Here is a 21,992-nt window from a genome sequence, read left to right on the forward strand (position 1 = left end):
CCCGGACCCGAGTGCCGGGCTCCCCGGAGCCCACCCCCGACCTCTCCACGCTGGAAGGACCCAGATGACCGCCCCGTGGTTCGTACCGGTGGGGGAGCGGCCGGAGGACCGGATCCGCCTGTACATCTTCCCCAACGCGGGCAGCGGCCCCGCCTCGCTCACCGACCTCGCCGAGCGGTTCCCCGACGAGGTCGAGGTGTGGTCGGTGAACCTCCCCGGCCGTCAGGCCAGGCTGGCCGAGCCGCCGGTCGAGGACCTCGACGCGCTCGTCGACGACCTGGCCCGCGACCTGCTGGCGAACGCCCGCGAGCCGTACGCGCTGTTCGGCTACTGCAGCGGCGCGCTCCTCGCCTACCTGGTCTGCCGCCGCCTGACCGAACTCGCCCCGGCCTCCGGCGCCGGGATTCCGGCGTCACCCGGACCGGGTGCCTCGCCGGAGCCCGCCGGATCAGGTCCTCTGCACGAGCACGAGCACGAGTTCGGGTCCGGGTCCGGGTCCGGGGGGCGGTGGCCGGAACGGCTCCTCGTGGGGTCCTTCGCCGCGCCGGACGTCACCCTCCTGCTGCGCAGGCTGCCCGCCCTGCCGTCGTGGCTGTTCTGGGACCAGCTGATCGAGCTGGGCGGGGTCCCGGCGGAGGTGGCCGAGCGCGAGGTGCTCAGGCCGATCCTCGAACCGGCCCTGCGCGCCGACTTCGGGATGCTCGCCCGGTACCGGCACCGGCAGGGCCCGCCGCTGCCGGTGCCCGTCACCGTCCTGTACGGCAGCCGCGACGGCTCCATGTCGCGCGGCGGGCTGCTCGGCTGGCGCAGGCAGAGCGTCACACGGCCGTCGATGCGCGAGCTCGACGCCTCGCACTGGCTGGCCGAGGAGACCCCCGACCTGCTCGCCACCGTCATCGCAGAGGAGATCGGATGCGTCTCGGTTACAGCATGAGCTACTGGGGCGGCGCCGGGCTCGGTCCCGCCGACCACCTCACCCTGGTCCGCGAGGCCGAGAGGCTGGGCTACGAGTCGGTGTGGGCCGCCGAGACGTACGGCACCGACCCGGCGAGCCTGATGGCGTGGATCGCCGGGCAGACCGAGCGGATCGCGCTGGGCACCGGGGTGCTGCAGATGTCGGGCCGCAAGCCCGTGGTGGCGGCGATGACGGCCGCCACCATCGACCAGATCTCCGGAGGCCGGGCCCGGCTGGGCGTGGGCGTGTCGGGGCCGCAGGTCGTGGAGGGCTGGCACGGGGAGCGCTTCGACCGGCCGGTGGCCCGCGCCCGCGACTACCTGTCGGTGCTGCGGCTCGCCCTGGCCGGGCGCCCGGTGAGCTACTCGGGCCCGACCATGACGCTGCCGCTCCCCGGCGGGCAGGGCAAGGAGCTGTCCCTGGGCGTCTCCCCGGTCCAGAAGCACCTCCCCGTCTATCTCGGCGCGATGGGCCCGGAGACGACCGCGCTCGCCGGGGAGCTGGCCGACGGCTGGCTCGCGATCCACTTCCCGCCGGAGCACCTGGCCGAGCGCACGGCCCAGCTGCGCGCGGGCGCGGCGCGGGCCGGCCGCAGCCTGGACGGCTTCGACGTCGCGCCGATGATCCTCACCCTCGTCGACGACGACGAGGAACTGGCCTACGACATGATGCGGCCCATGCTCGCCCTCTATCTGGGCGGCATGGGCTCGCGCCGTACCAACTTCTACAACCGCCTGGCCCGCTCCCTGGGCTTCGAGAAGGAGGCGGAGGCGATCCAGGAGGCGTTCCTGGGCGGGCGCCAGGGCGAGGCGATGTCGCTGCTCCCCGACGGCCTGGTCGACGCGATGACGATGTGCGGGCCACCGGGCAAACTCCGCGAACGCGTCGCCGCCTACCGCGAGGCGGGCGCCACCTCCCTCGTCGTCGGCCTGGTCACCCCGACGCTCAGGCTCCGCCTGGAACAACTGGAACTGGTCGCCGACCTGGTGACCTGACCTGCCGAGACCCCGGTGTCCTGGGCCGGCGCACGCGGCCGGCCGCCGACTCCGTCACGGACGCGGCGAACAGCCTGCCGGACCTCGGACCGGTCCAGGGCCACGGGGTCGAGGAACAGCGGGACGGTCGTCGGCGGTGAACCGCCGCGTCGCGGGTCGCGGAAGACGGTCGGCCTCGCCTGCTGACCCTCAGACGGGAACCGCCGGAGACTGAGCCCACTTCGATGACGCCGGGCGGGCGGTGGCGAGCGGTGCCGGCGGGATGTTGTGTGTGACACCGAAGGTGTTGTCAGGGTCGTACAGGCGCTTGACGGCTCTCAGCCGCCGGTGGTCGGCGGCGGTGTAGGCGTCCGCGGTCCGGGTCGGGTCGCGCAGGAAGTTCAGGAACGCCCCACCGCCGGTGTGCGCGCGCAGGGCGTCGGCCAGGACCGGGGAGCAGTCGTCGGCGATCACCGACAGGCGGGTGGCGCGGTGTCCGACCGGGCCGGCGCCGGGGCCGGGGCGGCCCATGGCGCCACCCCAGTGCCGGATCTCCACGGCCGGTCCGTCGTACGGCTCGGCGACGCGCATGACCGCCGCGATCGCCGAGTCCGGCAGCTCCTTCAGGAGTTCGACCTGGCCGGGGGCGATGCCGCCCATGGAGGCCTCGGCGTACGGCATGGCGCGGAAGTCCTCGGCGAGCGCCGGGCCCGCGGCTCGCCGCAACGGCCGCAGCAGCCGCCGGCCCTGGTCGGCGCTCCCCGCGTACAGCGCTTTGAACTGCAGGACGCGGCGGCCGCGCACGAGCGGGGGCACCTCTGGGGTGTCGGGCATCGAGGTCAGTGACAGGGCGGTGCTGAGCTCGTCGGGCAGCCCGGTGATCCAGTCCCGGTAGAAGGTCATGATCTCGCCGGCGCGTTCGACCGGGAAACAGGCGGTGCCCGTGAAGACCTGGGCCACCGGGTGCAGCCGGAACTCCAGCGAGGTGACCACGCCGAAGTTGCCGCCTCCGCCGCGCAGCGCCCAGTACAGATCGGGGTGGCTGTCGGGAGCGGCGGTCACGAGCCGCCCGTCGGCTGTGACGACCTGGGCGCGCAGCACGCTGTCGGCGGCGAAGCCGTACGCGCGGGAGAGCCAGCCCAGGCCACCGCCGAGGGTGTACCCGGTCACGCCGACGTCGGCGTGCGAGCCCGACAGCGGGGCCAGCCCGAACGGCCCGGCGGCCGTCATGACCTGGCCCCATCGGACGCCGGGGCCGACACGGGCGATGCGCCGGCGCGGATCGAGGAGTACTCCGCCCATGGAGGACGTCCTCAGCAGCAGACCGCCGTCGCAGGGCGCGTGGGTGCCGTGCCCGGTCGCCTGCACGGCCAGGGCCAGGCCGGCGTCCCGAGCCGCCACGACCGCCGCCCGTACGTCCTCGGCGCCGGTCGCCTCGGCCACCAGGGCGGGTCGCTGGTCGATCGGTGTGAACAGCGGGCGCCGGTGCTCTTCGTATCCGGCTTCGCCGGGAAGGTGTACGGCGCCGGCGAAGTCCGCGCGCAGACGGCGTGCGGGGGTGGAGGTGTTCCTCGATCCGGTCAGAGTCATGATGACCGCTCCCTTCTGGGTGTTCGCCGGTCCCGCGATGGACTAGGCGGAGGGTTCGGGGCGGTAGGTGAGGACGACGGTGCCGCCGGCGAAGGTGGTGGAGTCGGTCAGGGTCAGGGTGGTGGCGCTGTCGACGCGAAACAGGGGCTCGCCCTGGCCCTTGACGACCGGGAAGATCCACACTTTGTACTCGTCGAGCAGGCCGGCCTGGGCCAGGGCGTCGGTGAGGCGGCCGCAGCCCCAGATCAGGATGTCCTTGCCGTCCTGTTCCTTGAGCTTGGTGACCTGCGCCACGAGGTCGTCACCGGGGATCACCGTCGTGGGGTTCCACGCGGAGGTGTCGACCGGCCGGGAGGCGACCACGTACTTGGGAACGGAGTTGACGTGGTCCACGTAGGGGTTGCCGGACATGTTCGGCCAGGCCTGGGCCATGCCCTCGTAGGTGATGCGGCCGAGCAGCAGGGCGTCGGCGCCGAGCGTCACGGTCAACGCGTGATGCTGGGACTCGGCGTCGGAGTACCGCATCGACCACTCGTGCGGGTTGTCGATGAAGCCGTCGAGGGTGGCGTAGGTGGATGCGATGATCTTGCGCATGGTCTGCCTCTTCGGGTCGGGGGGTGGGCTCGACTGAGACCTACGGTATAGTCACGATCAATGATCGTCAATGATCGTGACTAAAAATTCGGAGAGGACTTCCATGGGTACCACCGGCAGAGGCCCGGATCTGGGCATGCTCACAGGTCAGCTCATGCGGGCCATCCAGGGGGAACTGTTCCACACCCTGGCCGAGCAGGGACACCCCGACGTGAGCCCGCGGCACGGAACGGTCCTGGCCTTCCTCGACCCCGGCGGCACCCGCGCGACCGACCTGTCGGCCCGGTCCGGCCAGCACAAGCAGATCGTCGGCACGATCACCGACGAACTCGTCCGCCTCGGCTACGTCACCCGCCGGCCCGACCCCGCCGACCGTCGCGCCAAGCTCATCGTCCCCACCGACCGCGCCCTGGACGAGGTCGCCAAAGCCCGCGCCATCCTCGCCGCGATCGAAGACCGCTACGAACAGGCCCTCGGCGCCGACCGGTACACCGCCTTCAAGGACACCCTCCAGCAGATCACCCGCCACCAGCGTGCCTGGAACGAGGCCGCCGCGGCGGCGCGGCCGGCGACCTGACGCGGTGGGCGGAGACCTTGTGGATCCTTTCCGGGGCTTCCTCGGGGGAAGGCCCGCCGGTCCTGGGAGCCGGCGGGGGAGAACCCCCGCCGGCGGCCCGGGTGACTAGGGGATGACGTCGAAGCGGTCGACGAGCATGTAGGTGCCCGATCGTTTGACGCCGCGCAGGGTGTGTGACCCCTGCGACAGCCCGCGGACGCTGTAGACGACCTGCTGTGTCAGACAGGTGGCGATCGAACAAGGACGCGATGAGCCGGTCGGCTTCGTCGACGGCTGGATTGCTCCTCGCGGGAACCCATGCAGGCCGTAGCCGGGTGAGCTCATGCTTGACCCGTCCGGACGTGAGCAGCGGAAGGTCCTCCCACAGTTCCACAACGATGGGGGCCGTGCGAGGGCCCGTTCAGAGGCACGCCTGGTTCCGGAGGTAGTCGGCGACGGCGGACGCCGCGTCGCTGCCCAGAACGACGGGGAGAACGCGGCGAACCTCGCCGCGGACGTCGGGTTGGCCAGCAGTAGTTTGCGGCCGCCGGTGGAGTAGCTGACCATCCCTTCCAAACAGGGGATCACGTCGGCGTAGTGGTCGGGGTGCAGGTGGGTGACGGCGATGGCGTCCAGCTCCGACCAGTGAAACAGGCCCTGCTCGGTCAGCTGCAGCAGCACGCCCAGTGCGGCCGGGCCGGGGTCCACGAGCACGGTGGTGGTCGCGGTACGGATCAGGTGGCCACCGGCGCCACCGGCGAGCATCCCGTACCGGCACCCCAGCGCTCCCAGCAGCAGCACCTCGCAGGTGCCGGACGGCGTCGACCTGGTGGGGGGCTGTGGTTTGACGTTCGCGGGGTGGTGCAGGGCGATGTCGGCTGCGTCGGCTGCCGCCAGGATCGCGATCAGGTCCTCGTCCCGGGCCGTATACAGGTGCGCGAAGTCGGATGTGCCGCTCATGGGTCTCCTGGCGTCTTTGGGGTCTGATTCAGGCCCTGACGGTGGTGGTACCTGCCGCAGGTCTCAGGCGACTCATCAAGGCCAGGGGGCGCCACGCGGATGCTCAGACGATCGGGGGGCGGCCGGCACGGGCCAGGCGCAGCACGGTGGTCCAGGACATCGGCCGGCGCTGCCCGTGCCCGCCCTTGAGTCCCTCCCACAGGCCGGCGCCCCAGACGGCGAGGTTCGTCCGCGACCGGATCCGGGCGAGGCTGAGCAGCGTCCAGACCATCAGATATATGGGGATGAGGAGGACGGGCAGGCGTCGGTAGGCGAGCCAGGCGCGGTTGCGGGCGACGAGGCGGTAGTAGCCGGTGTGCCGGGCGGGGTCGGTGGCGGGGTGGTGGATGACGACGTCGGCCGCGTACCAGCCGGTGCGGCCCAGGTCCCACAGCCGCCACGACAGGTCGATGCCTTCGTGGAAGAGGAAGAAGTGGCCGGGCCAGCCACCGGCCTGTTCGTAGTCGGCGCGGCGTACGAGGACGACACCTTCGGCCATGACGGTGATGATGCCGGGCCGGGTGGCGTCACCTGCGCGTAGCCGTGGCACCCAGCGGCGCAGGGTGACACCGGTGTCGGGGTCGGCGATGCGCGGCTGGATGTAGGCGGCGTCGGGGTGGGATCGGGCTTCGGCGACGAGCCGGGCCAGGATGTCGGGGGCGGGAAGGACGGCGTCGTTGTCGAGGAAGAACACGAACTCGCCGCCCGGGTCGGCCAGAGCGTCGGCACCGACGTTGCGGCCCTCGGGGATGCCCACGTTGACGGGCAGGGAGATGGTGTGGGCGTCGGCGGGCACGTGGTCGGGTTCGACGCCGTTGCCCACGATGACCACCCGCAGTTCGACGCCCTGCTGGGCGAGGAGCGACGCCAGCGCCCGCCGGCACTCGGCGGGGCGGTCGTTCATGGTGAGGACCACCACATCAACGACGGTGGTCTGCGGGCTGGTCATCACGTCTCCCGGACGGTGAGCGCTCTGCGCGACCTGTTGAGGGATGGGCGAGGCAGTGGTTCTTCTCCGGTTCACCCTAGCGTCGCCGTGTTTTAACGTCAGCCACATGGACATCGGGTGTGGCGCCCGCCTGTGAGCTGCGCGGGCGGGCGCCTTCCGGGTCAGCGCCGCCAGAGAGTGTGAAGGGCGGCGATGACCCGGTCCACGTCCTGGGACGTCATGCCGGGGTAGCAGGGCAGGGACAGCTGCCGCGCCGCGACGGTTTCGGTGACGATCAGCGGGCGTGTGGCGGTGCCGCGGTAGAGCTGCAGGGTGTGGACGGGTGTGAAGTGCCTGCTGGTCGCGATTCCGTAGTCGGCCAGCAGGTGGTGGGCGGCTTCGTCGCGGGTGAGCGGCGCGCTGTCCGCGTCGATGAAGATCGAGTAGAGGAACCAGCCGGCCTCTACCCCGGGCAGGACGGTCGGCGTCGCCAGGCCCGGCAGGCCGGTCAGGGCCCGGGTGTAGGTGTCGGCGATCTCGGCGCGGCGAGCGGTGAAGGCGGGCAGTTTACGGAACTGCTGAACGCCGATGGCTGCGGTGACATCGGACATCACGTACTTCAGACCGGGGACGACCACATCGTAGTCGGCGGTGCTGCGGGTGCCGTGCCGCTGCCACACCGACGAGTCGACGCCGTGCCGTCCCAGCAGGCGGGCATGCTCGACGAACCGGCTCAGGCCGGCCAGCATGCCGCCCTCCCCGGTGGTCATCACCTTGTTCGGGTAGAAGCTGAAGACCGCCAGGTCACCGACACTGCCGGCGCGTTGTCCGTCGCGGCTGGCGTGCAGGGCGTGGGCGGCGTCCTCGATCAGCAGGAGTCCGTGGTCGTCGGCCAGCTTGCGGAACGCGCGCAGGTCGCAGGGATGCCCGCCGTAGTGCATGACCACGATCGCTTTCGTGCGGTTGGTGATGGCGGCTTCGGCTGCCTGCGGGTCGATGTTGAATGTGGCCCGTTCCACGTCGACGAACACGGGGCGGGCCCCGACCTGCAGGAGCGCGTTCGGAGCGGCGCAGAAGGTGAGACTCGGGGTGATCACCTCGTTGCCGTCGCCGATACCGGCGGAGAGGAAGGCGAGGTGGAGGGCCGCGGTGCACGACGACACCGCGAAGGCGTCCTCAACGCCGAGCGCGTCCCGCACCTCCCGCTCGAACCGGGTCGCTTTGGGGCCGTGGGTCAGCCACCCCGAACGGAGGGTGTCGATGACTTCGGCGATCTCCTCCTCGCCGATCGACGGGCGGTTCCACGGCAGCAGCAGCGGCGCCTCAACGGGCGGGATCATCGTGCGCTCCAATCGGCGGTTGCGTACTCGCCGTACATGTGTTCACATCCGGCGGACCGCAGGGCGCCGATGTGCCCGGCTTCGCGGGACGCCACCAGGCCCTTGAAGTTGTCGTACTCGGGCAGGTCGGGGTCGCCCACCTCCTTGGTGGCGACCGCTGCGGCGACTTCTTTCACGCCCTCACGCAGCGAGGTACCGCACACGCTGGGGAACGTGGCCGCGAGCCGGGCGAAGGACGTCTGGTAGTCGCGGGCGTCTGCCTCGTCGCGTTCGGGGCCGCGGTCGATGCGTGAGCCGGGCACCGCCGCTTCGATGGTTTCGGCGATCTCGGCGATGGTGAAGTTCTCGCGGTCGGAGCCGACGTTGAAGGTGCGCTGCCCGGAGGGGGTGTCGAGCGTGGCGGCGAGCACCTGGGCGACGTCGGCGACATGCACCAGGGGGCGCCGCTGCGAGCCGCCGTTGAGCGGGATGCGGCCGGTCGTGACAGCTTGGGCGGTCATGCGGTTGACGACCGAGTCCAGGCGCTGACGCGGAGAGCGTCCAAACGCGGTCGCCAGCCGCAGCACCGTCAGGTCGGCGCGGCCCTCCAGCAGGGAGGCCAGCCGCTGTTCGGCCAGGACCTTGGTGCGGGCGTAGATCCCCAGCGGGTTCGGGGCGGTGTCTTCGTCGACGGTGCCTTCACGGCTGCCGTAGACGCTGCAGGAGGAGAAGAACACGTAGTGGGGGACACCGATGGCGGCGGCGATCTTCGCGGCGATGATGGGGGAGGCGTAGTGCCGGGGATGGCGATCCGCAGGTGTGAGGGGTCGGGCCACCAGCGTTGGAGCGGCAGCCGGTAGCGGTCCAGGCAGTCGGCGGCCTTCAGCAGGTCGACGATCGCTCGCTGCTGATGGAGTCCTCGACGGCGGACGTCGGGCGGGCGGCCGCTGTGTACGCCTACGACCTGGACAAGGGCGCGGAACGCGAGATCACCACCCTGCCGGAGCCCAAGGGCGAGGACGGCTTCGCCGTGGGAGGCGGGCACGTGGTCTGGTGGAGCGCGAAGGACTCCGTCGCGCGGTTGTGGGCGGTGCCGCTGGCGGGCGGAACGGCCAAGATGGTCGCCGAGCGGAAGCTCGCGCCGTCTGACGACGGCAGTGGGATCGACCAGCTGGCGGTGGCCGACGACACGATTGTTTTCTCGTTCTACACCGGGGGGTCTTTTCCGTCCCGCTCGCGGGTGGCGCGGTGGAACCGGTCGAGGGAGGCGCCGGGATGCACCTGCTCACCTGGCCGTGGATCGGCGCGCCCGGGCTGGGCGGCGAGCCGCACGGCGCCTCGTACGCCCGGATCCTCAACGTCGAGACCGGCGAGACCAGAACGGCCGTCACTCACCCCGGCGAGACGATCCGCTTCTGCGGCGTGACCATCTGCCTCGGCAACACCGCAGAGGATGAGAGCTTCTTCCGGCACCGGGACGGCACCGCCTACAAGTCCGTACCCGGTCATCCGTTCATGACGACGCCGCCCTCCCAGGACCGCTTCTTCACCTCAAGTTACGGCGACGGCATGCTTGACGGCGTGGGACTCTACGACCTGAGCACCGGCGCCTCAGGTGACCTGGGCATCCGCGCGAAGGACCAGTCCATCAGCATGCCTTCCACGGATTCGACCGGTCGGCTCCTCAGCTACACGCTCGGAGACCGGCTCCACCTGATCGACCTCACCAGGATTCGGTGAGAAACGCCGGAGTTTCGCGGGCACAGGCGCGTCGGGCCCGGCTTCCCCGCGTTCACGGCCCGGAACTCAGCGGGTGGCCGGGTCCCCTCACTCATCGCGGCTCAGGGAAGCGTTCCCGGCCACGGGGTCGTTGTGCCGGTCTCCCGCGTCGGCGGGCGAGAAATCCGCGATGACAGGAGGAGCGCACGAACCGGGACAGGTCGCGATGTCCCTGAGGTGAGCGTGGAGTCCCGGCGGAAGAAATCTCACCACAAGATCCTCGGCCGGAAGGCTCCACGTGATCACCTGTCGAGCCACGCTCGACGTCTCCCCGGACCTGGCCCGCATGGCCGGGATCCGGCACCACGGCGGTGATCGACCCGAGCACGTCGCGGTGCGGTCGGCCCCCGGCCAACGAGAGGTTGAGTCCCCGCGTGGCCGTGCGCTCCATGGCGCGTGCGGAGAACCGAGCCGTCTCGTGGTGACCGTACGTAACGGGTGGTCGCCGGGGAGCAGGCCCCGCACCGGCGGCGTTCATCGACTCGCTCCCGCCGTCGACCTCGCCACCGCCCACAGCCACGTCCTACCGGCCACCCTGTATCCCGCCCGCGCCCGCGGCCTGCCCGTGGGGGGAGGGGCGGGCGGCGGCTCGGTCAGGGGACGGGCTCACCGTCCGGCGGCGCGGGGCCGGGTCCCGGTCCGGAACCCGGTCCCCCGCCGGGGAGTTACGCGTCGTTTTTGAGGCCCGCGACGAAGGCCGACCAGGTGGCGCGGGTGAGGACGAGTTTGGGGCCGCCGGGGTTCTTGGAGTCGCGGACGGCCACGACGTCGCCCAGGTCCGCGACTTCCACGCAGTCGCCGTTGCCTCCGCTGAGCGAGCTCTTGCGCCACGCGGCGTTGGTCAGGTCTACCGGGTTGGACATCGCGCGCCCCTTCGGCTGGACACTCACGCCAGGTTGTTCGGCGCGTTTGTCAGCATAGTCGCCGTGTCGGCGGGACTGAGGGCCGCCGCCCTGAGGTAGTCGAACACCGAGACGTACCGGCGGACGTCCGTGGCGTCCTCCAGGTACAGGCCGCTGGACATGTTCTCCAGATAGATGACGTCCAGGTCGCTCGAAGCGGGGAATCCCACGAGGGTGAACGATCCGGTCATCGCCTGATGCGCTCCTGCCCGGTAGGGGAGGATCTGGAGCATCACGTTGGGCCGACGGCCGACCTCGGCGAGGTGCTTGAACTGGTCGGCGGTGATCTGGGCCGTTCCCACGTGTTGACGCACCACACCCTCGCCGAGAATGACGGAGAGTTCCAGCGGATTGTCGTCCGTGAGCCGTTTCTGCCGCTCCATCCGCACGGAGACCCTGCGCTCGACCTCTTCGGGCGTGTCACCGGGACGTGTGGCCGCGATGACCGATCGCGCGTAGTCAGCGGTCTGCAACAGGCCGGGGACCAGCGTCTGCTGGTAGGTCCTCAGAGACGTCGCCTCGGCTTCGAGGCCGATGAGCGTCGCGTACTCGCCGGGGAGCACGTCCCCGTAGTTCTGCCACCATCCCCGCTGCCGTGCCTCCCTGGACAGGGCGAGCAGCGGCTCCCGGTCGGCTTCCGGAACCCCGTACATGTCGAGGAAGGCGCGGAGGTCTCGCGGCCGGATGCCCCTGCGGCCCGTCTCGATCCGGCTGACGGAGGCCGCCGTGAGCTCCATGCGTTCGGCCACCTCCTGCATGGACAGCCCGTGCTCGATGCGCAGCCGTCGCAACTCGGACGCCAGGCGACGTCTGCGCACGGTGGGACTCGTGTCGGCGGCCATGGCCACCCCTTCCTTCGAGGTTCGCCTGCAGAAACTTCCTTTGGAAACTTCCAAAGGTAACTACCAAAACAGCATAACCTGCGGTAGCTTCCGAAGTGTAGTCAGGCAACTACAGAGGCGGTGTGAAAATGGCGACACCGGCACGAAAGCGCGATCCGCAGCAGGAGCAGTACATCCATCTCGTACGGCTGGGCTGGGATCTGCGGGTCCTCGGGATCTCCACGTCGGTGGTCGTTCCCGTCACCGGGCCGCCGGTGCTGGAGATCATGTCCGCGTCCGGGGTGCGGCTCCGGGTCCGGGTCGTTCACCGCGCGTGGGGCTGGGTCTTCACCTGGCGGCCGTGGTGGTCGGTGCTGTGGCGGCGGAACGACTGGGTCTGGGCCGAGGCGGACAACGCGGCCGACATGATCGTGTCGGCGGTGCGCGTATGAACGCGCGCGAGCGGGTCGGTCATGACGCGATCATCGGTAACCGGGACGGTCTGCGCGTCGCGGGTCGACGGGACTTTCCCGGTGTCGCGCGGTCGGCGAGGGCCGCCCGCACATGGGTGGTGGAGCTTCTGCGTGGTCAGGTGGCCGCCGAGACGCTGGAGACGGCCGAACTTCTCGTCAGCGAGGTGGTCACCAACGCGATCCTGCACAGCGACTCGGCCGGGTCGGAGGGGATCATCGTGATTTGGGTGGGGTTGGGGCGCGACCTCGTCCACGTTGAGGTGATCGACGAGGGCTCGGCGACCAACGTTCCCGCGATCCGGGACACCGACGACGACAGTCTCAGCGGGCGCGGGCTGAGCTGGGTGGACCGGCTGGCCCTTGTCTGGGGCACCGATCACGCCGAGGCGGGTGGAACGGTCTGGTTCCGGCTCCCTCGCGACGGATCGGCGACCTTTTAGGTCCTTGCTTACGCGCTCACCATGTCGAGTTCGGGGTCCGAGGGAGCCGGCGGGGGAGAACCCCGCCGGCTCCCTGGGGGTTAGGGGATGACGTCGAAGCGGTCGACGAGCATGTAGGTGCCCGATCGTTTGACGCCGCGCAGGGTGTGTGACCCCTGCGGCAGCCCGCGGACGCTGTGGACGACCTGCTGGGTCAGACGGGTGGCGTTGGTGGTGTCGACGGTGGCCCGGAGGACGTTGTCGAGGTAGATGTCCACGAGGCCCTGGTCGGAGTTGCGTTCCGTCAGGAAGTCGACTCCGGTGCCGTTGAAGGTGAAGGTGAACGACGCGCCGTTGGTGGTCGTGTACCGCACGTCGTCGTTGTAGTCACCGAAGCCCCGGCCGCTGCTGGTCGACCAGCCGGTGCTGTAGGTGGCCGCGCTGTCGTTGAACCGCTGGGTCGTGCTCACGGTGGGATACAGCTGCGACTGCGGCACGATCTGGGCCGGTGTGCTGGGGCTGGCCCAGGCGAGCTTCATGAACGCCTCGCTGCCGCGTTCGGTGTGTTCCAGGCGGATGTCGTGGCGGCGCCCGGCGACGAGGGTCACGCTGCCCTGGTCGACGGCCGCCGTGTGCGGGGTGGCGTTGTCGATGACGAGCTGCCCGTCGATCCACAGCCGTACGGTGTCGTCGGAGGCCGTGGTGAAGGTGTAGCGCTCGGAGTAGCGCGGCTCGATCGATCCGGTCCAGCGGCCGGAGAAGTTGTCGACGCCGATCGACGGAGCCGGGGAGCCGCCGAAACGCCACGCGTAGTTGACGGTCGGATCCGTCCGGGTGACCGCCGGTGTGCCGGTGAACGTGGCGTTGTTCCAGAACTCCGCCCTGAGCCCGGTACCGGTGCCCACGGCCGTCGGCGCCGTGGGGGTGATGTCGGCCTCGATGACGGTGGCGATGGCGTTGGTGGCGCCGCCGGCGGGCAGGAAGTCGTAGCCGTCCCCGGCGACCCGCACGGTCACCGGTGACGTGCTGCCGAGCACCCGCGCGCCCGTGACCGTGAACGGCGCACGCCGGCTGAGGTGCAGGGTGCCGGCCCAGCTGTTGACGATCAGGTAGAGCTTGTTGCCCTTACGGGTGACGCGGCCCCAGGCCGGCTGGTTGACCAGGCCCGTGTGGCCCGCGCCGGTGATGGCCGCCCCGTTGGTGGCCATCCACGTCCCGATGCCGCGCAGGCCGTCGGCCTGCCCGGCGGTGACCGCCCCGGTGTCGGTGGGGCCGATGTTGAGCAGCAGGTTGGCGCCGTTGCTCGTCAGGGTCGCCAGGTCGCGCACCATCGTGGTCGGTGACTTGAAGTTGGTGTCCCAGGCCGCGTACCCCCACGTGTTGTTGATCGTGATGCAGGACTCCTGCAGCTGGATCGACGGCGGGGAACCCGCGAGCGCCTGCTCGGGGGTGCCGAAGTCGCCGTCGACGGCGCGGCGCTTGCCCACCCGGTTGTTGATGACGACCTGCGGCGAGATGCCGCGGACGAACCGCTCCAGGTCCTCGCCGTCCTGGGCCGACCACGGGTTGGTGGGGTTGGTCTCGGCCCATTCGCCGTCGAACCACAGCACGGCGGGGTCGTAGCCGGTCACCAGCTCCCGGAGCTGCGCCTTCATCTTGGTGACGTAGGCCGGGAAGTTGCCGACGAAGTCCGGGTCGTGCCAGTCCCAGATCGAGTAGTAGAAGCCGAGCTTGATGCCGTTGGCGGTCGCGGCGGTCTTGAGTTCGCGCAGGAGGTCGCGGGAGAAGCCGGAGTGGTCGCGGATGTTCCACCGGTTGACGGCGGTGGGCCACATCGCGAATCCGTCGTGGTGCTTCGCGGTGATGACGATGTACTTCTGACCGGCCTGCTTGGCCAGCTGCACGATGGCGTTCGCGTCGAACGAGGTGGGGTTGAAGGTGGCGGCCTTCGCCTCGTACTCGCTCCAGGGGATGTTGCACTGCCGTTTGATCCACTCGACCTCGCGGCACGCGTTGTACTGGCCCTTGTACATGGCGTACGTGCCGAAGTGGATGAACATCCCGAAGCGCGCCTCGTCGAACCAGCGGGTGCGCGACGAGGTCAGCGCGTCGTCGACGACGTAGTTGTCACCCGGCGCGGCGACCGCCGGTGCCGGCGGCGCGACGGCCGTCGCCGCCAGTGCGACCAGCAGGGACAGTGCTGCTCGTACGAGTGTTGATCGCATGGAGTCCTTTCCTTTGGTGGATGCGGCCGGCTCGCCACCGCGCGCACGCCGTTACGGGCCGCGGCGAACCGGATGAAATACCTGGGCACCTCCAAGCCGCCCGGGATGTTTCGACGAGATTTCCTAAAATTAATAATTGATTGATCTCGCGAAACATCCGATCTGTCAAGGGTTGAGCCGGGGTTGCTTAGGATGTGTTCAGGTGATCAACCCGTTGGCTTGGGGGTTGATTCGGCATCGACCGTGACGATGCCTTCGCTGGCCCGTTGTACTGCGGGTACACATCGGATGTCTTATGGATCGTTCCTTCTCGGGGCTTTCCGCCGGAGCCCGTACGAGAGCGGTCACCCGTTCGGGGAACGCGCCCGCGGCGACGGGATCTCCGCCGGGACCGGGCCCGCCGGGCGAGGCCCGGTCCCGGGTAGTCGACGTGCTCGCCACCGCCGTCGGGGAGAGGACGCGCCCCTGCCGGAGGAACGCGGCCCTGCCGGAGGAACGCGGCCCGCCGCCGAACCGGGATCCCCCGGACGTGGCCGGTGGGGATCGGCGGTGATGGGGATGTAACAGCCGGGCGCGGGCGGCTGTGACGTCTGTGTAACGCCTGTTTCTTATGTTTCCGTCGTTGGATCCGCCCGATGCGGCTTTGGCGTCCCCGCTGTCCGGTGGGGGGCGCCAGGGGCCCCTGCTCAGGGAGAAGGGACCTATGGCGGCGTCAGAGAAAGTGAAGACGGTCTGCTCGTACTGCGGTGTCGGCTGCGGGATCGTGCTGGAGGTGGACGGGCGGCGCCGGGTCGTCAAGGCCTCCGGCGACAGGAGTCACCCGGCCAACGCCGGCCGGTTGTGCACCAAGGGGGCCACCACCGCGGACATGCTCGCCGCCCCCGGCCGTCTCGAAAGCGGGCTGGTCAGGCCGGACCGGGGTGCCGAGCCCGCCCCGGTGAGTGTGGACGCGGCGATCGGTGAGACCGCCCGGCGGCTGCGGCGGATCCTGGACGAGCACGGGCCGGACGCGCTGTCGTTCTACGTGTCCGGCCAGATGACGCTGGAGGCGCAGTATCTGGCCAACAAGCTCGCCAAGGGCTTCGTCGGCACCAACCAGATCGAGTCGAACTCCCGGCTGTGCATGGCCAGCGCGGGCAGCGGCTACAAGCTGTCGCTGGGGTCGGACGGCCCGCCCGGCTCGTACCAGGACTTCGACCGCGCCGACCTGTTCTTCGTGATCGGCGCGAACATGGCCGACTGCCACCCGATCCTCTTCCTGCGGATGATGGAGCGGGTCAAGGCCGGGGCCAAGCTTATTGTGGTCGATCCCCGCCGTACCGCCACCGCCGACAAGGCCGACCTGTTCCTGCAGGTCAGGCCGGGCACCGACCTCGCCCTGCTCAACGGGCTGCTGCACCTGCTGGTCGAGGGCGGCCACGTCGACCACGAGTTCGTCGAGCGGTACACCGACGGCTGGGAGGCGATGCCGGACTTCCTGCGGGACTACCCTCCCGAGACGGTCGCCGCGCTCACCGGCGTCCCCGAGGACGACCTGCGCCGGGCGGCCGAGTGGATCGGCGCGGCGGGGGAGTGGATGAGCTGCTGGACGATGGGGCTCAACCAGAGCACGCACGGCACCTGGAACACCAACGCGCTGTGCAACCTGCACCTGGCCACCGGCGCGATCTGCCGCCCCGGCAGCGGCCCGTTCTCCCTGACCGGCCAGCCCAACGCCATGGGCGGGCGCGAGATGGGCTACATGGGACCGGGCCTGCCGGGCCAGCGTTCGGTGCTGGTGGAGGAGGACCGCCGCTTCACCGAGGAGCTATGGAACCTGCCGCCCGGCACCCTGCGCACCGAGGTCGGCCGGGGGACCGTCGAGATGTTCTCGCGCATGGCCGAGGGCGAGATCAAGGCGTGCTGGATCATCTGCACCAACCCGGTCGCCAGCGTCGCCAACCGCAGGACCGTCATCGCCGGCCTGGAGGCCGCCGAGTTCGTCGTCACCCAGGACGTCTTCGCCGCCACCGAGACGAACGCCTACGCCGACGTGGTCCTGCCCGCGGCCATGTGGGCCGAGACCGAGGGCGTGATGGTCAACTCCGAGCGGAACCTCACCCTGCTCAGGCGGGCCGTGGAGCCGCCGGGACAGGCGCTGCCCGACTGGCTGATCATCGCCCGCGTCGCGTGCGAGATGGGCTTCGAGGACGCCTTCTCGTACGAGAGCGCGGAGGAGGTGTTCGAGGAGATCAAGCGGGCGTGGAACCCCGGGACCGGCTACGACCTGCGGGGCGTCACCTACGAGCGGCTGCGCGAGACACCCGTGCAGTGGCCGAGCGCGCCGGGCGGCGGTGAGCGCAACCCCGTCCGCTACCTCAACGACGGCACCAGCCGGACACCGCTCACCCGGCCCGACGGCAGCCGCCCGCGCCTCGCCTTCGCCACCGCGAACGGCCGGGCCGTCTTCTTCCCCCGCCCGCACCTGCCCCCCGCCGAGCTGCCCGACGACGCCTACCCCTTCGTCCTCAACACCGGCAGGCTGCAGCACCAGTGGCACACCCTGACCAAGACGGGAAGGGTCGCCAAGCTCAACAAGCTCAACCCCGGGCCCTTCGTCGAGATCCACCCGGGGGACGCGGCCGAGCACGGGATCGGCGAGGGCGACCTGGTGGAGATCGCCTCCCGGCGCGGCAGGGCCGTGCTGCCCGCCCGGCTGAGCGACCGGGTCATGCCGGGCGGCTGCTTCGCGCCGTTCCACTGGAACGACCTGTTCGGCGAGTACCTCAGCGTCAACGCGGTCACCAGCGACGCCGTCGACCCCATCTCCTTCCAGCCCGAGTTCAAGGCGTGCGCGGTCTCCCTCACCAGGGTCGTCTCCGAGACGTCGCCGGTGACACCGGTCGTTTCGGAGCGCGCCGGGACGGTCGCGTTCCCCACGGTTCCGGGGAGCGTGGTTCCGGAGGACGTGATTCCGGAGTACGCGGGAGCCGAGCGTGCGAGGGCCGAGCATGCGGGAGCCGAGTACGCGGGAGCCGAGCGTGCGGGAGCCGAGTACGCGGGAACGGCACCGGAGGACGCGCGGCCCGCCCGGATCGCCGCGCTGGCCGGGCTGCTCGGGGTGGCCGACCTGACGCCGCCGGTGCTCGCCGACCACGAGCGCCGCTACATGGCCGGTTTCCTGTCCGCCCTCGGCAGCTCGGCGTCCTTTCTCGACGGCGCGGAGCCCGCTCTCGGCGGCCCGGCGTCCGCCCCGGACGGTACGGCGCCCGCTCTCGGCGGCACGCTGTCCGCCGGTACGGTCGTGCCGGTCCTGCCGGAGCACGCGCCCGTCGCCCCCGCCCACGCCCTGTGGATCAACGGGGTGCTGGCCGGTATGTTCTCCCGCACCCTCGCGCCGCCACCCCGCCGGGCGACCGGCGATCCGGTGCCGCCGGTGCGCGACATCGTCGTCCTGTGGGCCTCCCAGACCGGGAACGCCGAGGAGTTCGCCGTCACCAGCGTCGACCGGCTGACCGGCGCGGGGCGGGCTCCCCGGCTGGTCAGCATGGCCGACTGCGCCCCGGACAGCATTCCCCGTGGCGCGGACCTGCTCGTCATCTCCAGCACCTTCGGCGACGGCGAGGCCCCCGACAACGGCGTCGGATTCTGGGAGGCCCTCATTGGGTCCGGCGCGCCTCGGCTTGACGGCGTGCGCTACGCCGTGCTCGCCTTCGGCGACTCCAGCTACGACGACTTCTGCGGCCACGGGCGACGGCTCGACCAGCGCCTCGAGGAACTGGGCGCCCTGCGCCTGGCACCCCGCGTGGACTGCGAGCCCGACGACCACTCGCGGGCCCTGGGCTGGCTCGAACAACTGCTCAACACCCTCGCCGAGCCCTCCCCACCGGACCCGGGGCCCTCCCCACTGGACCTGGCGTCATCCCCGCCGAACTCGGCGTCATCCCCGCCGAACTCGGCGTCATCCCCGCCGGACTCAATGCGTTCGGACCCCGCGCCCTCCCCGCCGGACCCGACACGTTCGGGACCTGAGCCGGCGCGTGCGGGACCGGAGCCCACGTTCTCAGGTTCCGTTCCGGCCTCCCCGGACCCCGGAACGGCACTCTCGCGTCCCGGCCCGGACACCTCGGGCCCCGGCTCGACATCGCCCGGTCCTGAGGTGACACCCGCACCCGTGGATCTCGGGGCGAAGCCCTCGGACCCCGGGCCGGCGGCGGGGTCCGGCAGGGCCGCGCCGTACAGTGCCCCCCTGGCCGGCAACCGGCTGCTCAGCCTGCCCGGGTCGGCCAAGGAGGTGCGGCAGTTCACCTTCGACACGGGCGGCGAGCTGGACTACCGGGCCGGTGACGCGCTCGGGGTGCTGCCGGTCAACGGCGCCGGGCTGGTCGCCGAATGGCTGGCCGTGACCGGTCTCGACCCCGCCGACGGCGTCGAGATCCCCGGCCTCGGCCTCGGCCCCGTTCCGTTCGGCGAGGCCCTGCGACACCACCTGGAGATCACCAGGATCACCCCCGGCCTGCTCAGGTTCGTCGCCGAACGTACCCGCGACCGCGACCTCACCCGGTTCCTGCGCTCGGGCAACGGGGGAGAGCTGGCCAAGTGGACCTGGGGCCGCCAGGCCGTCGACGTGGCCGGTGAGCTCCCCGTCCGGGCCACGGCCCAGGAGTGGGCAGACGTCCTCAAACGCCTGAAGCCGCGCCTGTACTCCATCTCCTCCAGCCCGCTGGCCGACCCGCACCGGGTGCGCCTGACGGTCTCGGTCGTCCGCTTCGACAACCCGCGCGGCACGGCGCGCAGGGGAGTGTGCTCGTCCTTCCTGGCGGACAGCCCCGAACACACTCCCGTGCCCGTCTTCGTCCAGCGCAACAGGCACTTCCGCCCACCGGCGGACCCGGCCGTCCCGATGATAATGATCGGCCCGGGTACGGGCGTCGCGCCCTTCCTCGGCTTCCTGGACGAGCGCCGCGCGCTGGGCCACTCCGGCCGCAACTGGCTCTTCTTCGGCGAGCAGCGCCGCTCCACCGACTTCTACTACCGCGACGAGCTCGACGCGTCGTACCGCGACGGGCTGCTGACCCGGCTGGACCTGGCCTTCTCCCGCGACCAGCGCGCCAAGGTCTACGTCCAGGACCGGATGCGCGAGCACGGCGGCCGGCTCTGGTCCTGGCTCCAGGACGGCGCCCACCTGTACGTCTGCGGCGACGCCAGCCGGATGGCCAAGGACGTCGACCGGACCCTGCGCGAGATCGCCACCGTCCACGGCGGCCTCGGCGACGACGAGGCCACCGTGTACGTCAAGCACCTGGCCACCACCAGGCGCTACGTCCGCGACGTGTACTGAACCCCCGCCTCTCACGCCCGGTACGCCGACCGGATCCGCCCTTCGGGGGAGGGGCGGCGCGGTGCTCCCGTTCAGGGGAGAAGGCTCACAGCCCGGAACCGCCCGTCGCGTCGATCACCCGTCCGGTCACCCAGCGCGCGTCGTCCGAGGCGAGGAAGGCCACGATGTCGGCCACGTCCTCCGGCTGCCCGACCCGGCCCAGGGCGGCCACGGACGCCGCGTGCGCCTCGGCCTGCGGATCGCCGCGCAGCCAGTCGGCGTTGACGTCCGTGTCGATGATGCCGGGGGCCACCGAGTTCGCGGTGATTCCCCGGGGACCCAGTTCCTTGGCGAGGTTGAGGGTAAAGGTGTCCAGGGCGCCCTTGGTGGCGCCGTAGGCGATGATCCCCGGCATGGCGAGGCGGGCCGCGCCGCTGGAGATGTTGATGATCCGCCCTCCGTCGCGCAGCCGCCGCAGCCCCTCCCGCACGACGAAGAACGGCGCGCGGACGTTCACGGCGAAGACCTCGTCGAACGCCTCCTCGGTCAGCCCGGCCAGGTCCGAGCCGCTGCCGATACCGGCGTTGTTGACGATGATGTCGACCGTGCCATCGGGCGCGGATCCGGAGTCCCCGGCACTTTCGGGGTTTCCGGAGTTCTCGGAGTTCCCAGGGGTCCCGGTGCTTCCGGTGCCTCTGGCGCTCTTGGCGCTCTCGGTGCTCTTGGCGCTCTCGGCGTCGAAGGCGGCCCACAGGGAGGCCGCGTCACCGTGCCGTCCCAGCTCCGCGCGCAGCGCGAACGCGCGGCCCCCGCCCTCGCGGATGCGTTCGACGGTGTCGTGCGCGGCCGTCTCGTCGCGGGCGTAGGCGACGGCGACGGTGGCGCCGTCGCGGCCGAGCCGTTCCGCGATGGCCCGGCCGATGCCCCGGCTGCCGCCGGTGACCAGCGCGACCTTGCCCTCAAGTGCACGTGTACCCATGACCGATGATCGCCCTTCATTTATTGAACGATTGCTCAAAAAACCGTATCACGTGTTCTTGAACGAGTGCTCTAAAATTCGTGGGGTGAGTGGAACAGGTGCGAAGCGAGGACGGCCGCGGACGTTCGACCACGCCGCGGCGCTGACGGCCGCGACCCGGCTGTTCTGGGAGCGCGGCTACGAGGCCACGTCCGTCGGTGAGCTGACCGAGGCGATGGGCATCAGGCCCGGCAGCCTGTACGCGGCCTTCGGGGACAAGAAGTCCCTGTTCAAGGAAGTGGTGCGCGAATACGGGCGCTCGCCCGTGGGCGCGTTCATGGGCGTCGCCCTGGAGGAGGAGCCCACGGCCTACGGCGCGTTCGCCCGGATCCTGCGCGAGGCGGCGGTCATCTATCCCGACCCCTCCCACCCGGCGGGCTGCCTGACGATCAGCGCGGCCACCAACGTCACCACGCAGGACGCCGAGGTGGGGGTGTTCCTCCGTGACCTGCGCAACGGGAACCTGGCCACCTTCGAGGCCCGGCTGCGGACGGCGCGGCAGGCGGGCGAGCTGCCCGCCGGGGCGGACCCCCGCGCGCTGGCCGCGTACTTCGCCACGGTCGTCCAGGGCATGTCGCAGCGCGCCCGCGACGGAGCCACGGCGGCCGAGCTCACCGAAACCGCCGAACTGGCGCTGACCGCGTGGCCGTCGGAGGACGTGTGATCGGCAACCTGCAGTGCGTGGTGCTGGACTGTCCCGACGCGCCGGCCCTCGCCCGGTTCTACCGGTCGCTCCTCGGTGGCGAGCTCAACCGGCCCGATCCCCGATGGGGGCTCAGCGATCTCTGGGCGACCCTTCACACCGGCTCGGGTCTCGTGCTCGCGTTCCAGGGCGTGGCGGATCACCGGCCGCCGCGCCGGCCGGACCCGGCGCGCCCGCAGCAGTTCCATCTGGACATCGAGGTGGCCGACCTCGGCCTGGCCCGGGAGCAGGTCCTCCGGCTCGGCGCCACCCTGCTGGACGCCGGAGACGACGCCCGCGGCTGGCAGATCTACGCCGACCCGGCCGGACACCCCTTCTGCCTGCTTCGCGGCTGACCGGCGGCCGTCCGTTCCCCTCTAGGCGGTAAGGGCGTCGGGGCCGGCCCGGCGTGGGATCCGGCGTCCAGGGGCCAGGCCGCACCGGTGACGTCACCGGAGA

At 71.0% G+C, this 21,992-nt stretch carries 19 protein-coding genes; 9 read left to right on the forward strand and 10 right to left on the reverse strand.

Going from position 1 to position 21,992, the window contains the following annotated elements:
* Positions 1-64 precede the first annotated feature (64 nt).
* Together ABT053_RS03265 and ABT053_RS03270 are read left to right on the forward strand one after the other, a co-directional pair.
* Positions 65-934, forward strand: coding sequence for a thioesterase II family protein (locus ABT053_RS03265; protein WP_350967197.1), 870 nt, complete (start codon positions 65-67; stop codon positions 932-934).
* Positions 913-1,950, forward strand: coding sequence for an LLM class F420-dependent oxidoreductase (locus ABT053_RS03270; protein ID WP_350967198.1), 1,038 nt, complete (start codon positions 913-915; stop codon positions 1,948-1,950). Before ABT053_RS03265 ends, ABT053_RS03270 begins: the two co-directional genes overlap by 22 nt.
* 189 nt (positions 1,951-2,139) lie before the next feature.
* Here the strand turns inward: ABT053_RS03270 and ABT053_RS03275 are convergent, their stop codons facing one another.
* Both ABT053_RS03275 and ABT053_RS03280 read right to left on the reverse strand, forming a co-directional pair.
* Positions 2,140-3,519 carry an FAD-binding oxidoreductase gene (locus ABT053_RS03275; RefSeq protein WP_350967199.1) on the reverse strand — a complete coding sequence of 460 codons (1,380 nt, stop codon included), beginning with the start codon at positions 3,517-3,519 and terminating at the stop codon, positions 2,140-2,142.
* A 42-nt stretch (positions 3,520-3,561) separates the two neighbouring features.
* A complete protein-coding gene (locus ABT053_RS03280) occupies positions 3,562-4,113 on the reverse strand; it encodes a dihydrofolate reductase family protein (RefSeq protein ID WP_350967200.1) in 552 nt (183 codons plus the stop codon).
* Positions 4,114-4,216: 103 nt separating this feature from the next.
* On the opposite strand from ABT053_RS03280, the gene ABT053_RS03285 reads away from it, so the two are divergent.
* Entirely contained in the window at positions 4,217-4,690 is a 474-nt protein-coding gene (locus ABT053_RS03285) for a MarR family winged helix-turn-helix transcriptional regulator (protein ID WP_350967201.1), read from the forward strand.
* 105 nt (positions 4,691-4,795) lie between these two features.
* Here the strand turns inward: ABT053_RS03285 and ABT053_RS03290 are convergent, their stop codons facing one another.
* The 4 genes from ABT053_RS03290 to ABT053_RS03305 form a co-directional block, all read right to left on the reverse strand.
* Positions 4,796-5,629 carry an MBL fold metallo-hydrolase gene (locus ABT053_RS03290; RefSeq protein ID WP_350967202.1) on the reverse strand — a complete coding sequence of 278 codons (834 nt, stop codon included), beginning with the start codon at positions 5,627-5,629 and terminating at the stop codon, positions 4,796-4,798.
* Positions 5,630-5,732: 103 nt separating this feature from the next.
* Positions 5,733-6,617 carry a glycosyltransferase family 2 protein gene (locus tag ABT053_RS03295; RefSeq protein ID WP_350967203.1) on the reverse strand — a complete coding sequence of 295 codons (885 nt, stop codon included), beginning with the start codon at positions 6,615-6,617 and terminating at the stop codon, positions 5,733-5,735.
* A 161-nt stretch (positions 6,618-6,778) separates the two neighbouring features.
* Positions 6,779-7,936 carry a DegT/DnrJ/EryC1/StrS family aminotransferase gene (locus tag ABT053_RS03300; protein WP_350967204.1) on the reverse strand — a complete coding sequence of 386 codons (1,158 nt, stop codon included), beginning with the start codon at positions 7,934-7,936 and terminating at the stop codon, positions 6,779-6,781.
* Positions 7,933-8,751, reverse strand: a complete 819-nt coding sequence (locus tag ABT053_RS03305) for an NAD-dependent epimerase/dehydratase family protein (RefSeq protein WP_350967205.1) — start codon at positions 8,749-8,751, stop codon at positions 7,933-7,935. The genes ABT053_RS03300 and ABT053_RS03305 overlap by 4 nt, the downstream gene beginning before the upstream one ends.
* Positions 8,752-9,163: 412 nt before the next feature.
* Here ABT053_RS03305 and ABT053_RS03310 point away from each other — a divergent pair, with 412 nt between their 5' ends.
* Positions 9,164-9,655, forward strand: coding sequence for a hypothetical protein (locus ABT053_RS03310; protein ID WP_350967206.1), 492 nt, complete (start codon positions 9,164-9,166; stop codon positions 9,653-9,655).
* 704 nt (positions 9,656-10,359) lie between these two features.
* On the opposite strand, the gene ABT053_RS03315 is transcribed toward ABT053_RS03310, so the two are convergent.
* Positions 10,360-10,557, reverse strand: coding sequence for a DUF397 domain-containing protein (locus ABT053_RS03315; protein WP_350967207.1), 198 nt, complete (start codon positions 10,555-10,557; stop codon positions 10,360-10,362).
* Between the two features lie 23 nt (positions 10,558-10,580).
* Positions 10,581-11,438: a helix-turn-helix domain-containing protein gene (locus ABT053_RS03320; RefSeq protein ID WP_350967208.1), complete on the reverse strand. Its 858-nt coding sequence runs from the start codon at positions 11,436-11,438 to the stop codon at positions 10,581-10,583.
* A 128-nt stretch (positions 11,439-11,566) separates the two neighbouring features.
* On the opposite strand from ABT053_RS03320, the gene ABT053_RS03325 reads away from it, so the two are divergent.
* Both ABT053_RS03325 and ABT053_RS03330 read left to right on the forward strand, forming a co-directional pair.
* Complete coding sequence (locus tag ABT053_RS03325; RefSeq protein WP_350967209.1) at positions 11,567-11,869, forward strand: hypothetical protein; 303 nt, start codon at positions 11,567-11,569, stop codon at positions 11,867-11,869.
* A complete protein-coding gene (locus ABT053_RS03330) occupies positions 11,866-12,330 on the forward strand; it encodes an ATP-binding protein (RefSeq protein ID WP_350967210.1) in 465 nt (154 codons plus the stop codon). Before ABT053_RS03325 ends, ABT053_RS03330 begins: the two co-directional genes overlap by 4 nt.
* 80 nt (positions 12,331-12,410) lie before the next feature.
* Here ABT053_RS03330 and ABT053_RS03335 read toward each other — a convergent pair whose 3' ends face one another.
* On the reverse strand, positions 12,411-14,534 hold the full coding sequence (locus tag ABT053_RS03335) for an alpha-L-fucosidase (RefSeq protein ID WP_350967211.1): 2,124 nt from the start codon (positions 14,532-14,534) through the stop codon (positions 12,411-12,413).
* 703 nt (positions 14,535-15,237) lie between these two features.
* On the opposite strand from ABT053_RS03335, the gene ABT053_RS03340 reads away from it, so the two are divergent.
* A complete protein-coding gene (locus ABT053_RS03340; RefSeq protein WP_350967212.1) occupies positions 15,238-19,854 on the forward strand; it encodes a bifunctional nitrate reductase/sulfite reductase flavoprotein subunit alpha in 4,617 nt (1,538 codons plus the stop codon).
* 85 nt (positions 19,855-19,939) lie between these two features.
* Here the strand turns inward: ABT053_RS03340 and ABT053_RS03345 are convergent, their stop codons facing one another.
* The gene (locus ABT053_RS03345; RefSeq protein WP_350967213.1) at positions 19,940-20,812 is read right to left on the reverse strand and encodes an SDR family oxidoreductase; all 873 of its coding nucleotides are present in this window, start codon (positions 20,810-20,812) and stop codon (positions 19,940-19,942) included.
* A gap of 85 nt (positions 20,813-20,897) precedes the next feature.
* Between ABT053_RS03345 and ABT053_RS03350 the strand changes: the two genes are divergently transcribed.
* Both ABT053_RS03350 and ABT053_RS03355 read left to right on the forward strand, forming a co-directional pair.
* Positions 20,898-21,515, forward strand: a complete 618-nt coding sequence (locus tag ABT053_RS03350) for a TetR/AcrR family transcriptional regulator (protein WP_350967214.1) — start codon at positions 20,898-20,900, stop codon at positions 21,513-21,515.
* Positions 21,512-21,889: a VOC family protein gene (locus tag ABT053_RS03355; protein ID WP_350967215.1), complete on the forward strand. Its 378-nt coding sequence runs from the start codon at positions 21,512-21,514 to the stop codon at positions 21,887-21,889. The genes ABT053_RS03350 and ABT053_RS03355 overlap by 4 nt, the downstream gene beginning before the upstream one ends.
* Positions 21,890-21,992: the final 103 nt, after the last annotated feature.

It is taken from the genome of Streptosporangium sp. NPDC002524, assembly GCF_040295985.1.
Taxonomy (GTDB): domain Bacteria; phylum Actinomycetota; class Actinomycetes; order Streptosporangiales; family Streptosporangiaceae; genus Streptosporangium.